Here is a 1,730-nt window from a genome sequence, read left to right as displayed (position 1 = left end):
GCGCCCTACCTGAAAGTGGCGCTGGCCGACTCCTCGCGCGCCGCGTTGAAGCAAAGCCGCGACTACATCGAAAGCACCTGGATGCACGACGAGGCGCCGATGATGTACAGCTTCAACACCGGCGTGGGCCTGCTGAAGGACACCCGCATCAAGGTCGAGCACATCGAACTGTTCCAGACCCAGTTGATCCGCGCGCACAGCGCCGGCATCGGCGAGCCGTTCTCGGAGGAAGTCAGCCGGGCCACCATGCTGTTGCGCGCCAACGCGTTCGCTTCCAACTACTCCGCGCCGCGGGTGGAAGTCGTGGATCGCCTGCTGGCCTTCATCAACGCCGGCATTCACCCGATCATGCCGCAGAAGGGTTCGGTCGGCGCCTCGGGCGACCTGGCGCCGCTGGCCTACCTGGCCGCGGCGATCGCCGGCTTCGACGAAGCCGAGGTGATGTACAAGGGCCAGCGCATGAGCGCCCCTGAAGCCATCACCCAGGCCGATATCGGCCCGGTCAAGTTCGACCTCAAGGCCAAGGACGCCTCGGCCCTGATCAATGGCTGCACCGCCTCGCTGGCCGTCGCCATCCTGGCCGCGCACGACGCCCGCCATCTGCTGACCGACGCCTGCCTGTCGCTGGGGCTGACGCTGGAGGCGATGCGCGCAGAAATGTCCGCGTTCGACCCGCGTATCCAGCAGGCGCGCCCGCACGCGGGGCAGATCAAGACCGCGCAGGTGGTGCGCACGCTGCTGAAGGGCTCCACCCGTACCACCCACGAAGCCCGCGCCGTGCAGCTGCCCGACGAGCTGCGCCGCACCGACATTCCCTACACCGCGCGCATCCAGGACGTCTACTCGCTGCGCTGCTCGCCGCAGGTGTACGGCCCGGTGTTCGACGCGCTGGACTACATCGACACCATCATCGACAAGGAAACCAATTCCGCCACCGACAACCCGCTGATCTTCAACAAGGAAGACGGCGAGGGCTTCGAGATCATCTCCGGCGGCAACTTCCACGGCCAGTACCTGGCGCAGGCGATGGACCTGCTGGCCATGGCCATCACCGACCTGGGCAGCATCTGCGAGCGCCGCGTGGCGCGCCTGATCGACCCGACGCTGTCGTGGGGCCTGCCGCGCAACCTGATGAGCGGCATCCGCGGCGTGAACACCGGCTATCCGGTGGTGCAGTGCTCGCTAAGCTCGCTGGTGATGGAAAACCGTACGCTGTCAATGCCGGGCAGCGTGGACAGCATCCCGTCCAAGGGCAACAGCGAAGACCACATCTCCAACTCGACCTGGTGCGCGCGCAAGGCGATGACGGTGGTGCAGAACACGCAATACATCGTCGGCGTGGAAATGCTGCTGGCGGCGCAGGCGCTGACCATGACGGAGGAACTGCTGAAGGACTTCAAGCTGGGCCAGGGCACGCAGGCCGCCTACGACGAGATCCGTCGCCAGATCCCGGCCTGCCTGGACGGCGACCGCTGGTTCCACGCCGACATCCAGGCCGCGCATGACTTCGTGGTGAGCGGCTCGGTGCGCAATGCGGTGATTGCGGGGATTGGGCAGTTCGTCTGAGGCGGCGTTCGTTGATGTGCGACGGACGACACTGGGTTCCTGCTTGCGCAGGAACGACAGACAGCTTGAACTCCCATCGCCGTCGCCCCTGCGCAAGCAGGGGCCCAGCGTCTTTCGTCATGCATCGATGCACGTAAAAAAGCCCGGCATATGCCGGGCTTTTT

Annotated in this window: 1 protein-coding gene; it reads left to right on the top strand. The window is 65.8% G+C overall.

Features of this window, described 5'->3' with window-relative positions:
* The coding region (locus J8I26_RS22530; protein WP_209609452.1) for an aromatic amino acid ammonia-lyase at positions 1-1,566 on the top strand (1,566 nt) is incomplete at its 5' end.
* Positions 1,567-1,730: the final 164 nt, after the last annotated feature.

Origin of the sequence: Herbaspirillum sp. LeCh32-8, assembly GCF_017814915.1 — a bacterium.
In the GTDB taxonomy this organism is placed as follows: domain Bacteria; phylum Pseudomonadota; class Gammaproteobacteria; order Burkholderiales; family Burkholderiaceae_D; genus Herbaspirillum.
The sequence above is the reverse complement of the archived record's forward strand: the minus strand, read 5'-3'. Positions and strand labels throughout refer to the sequence as shown.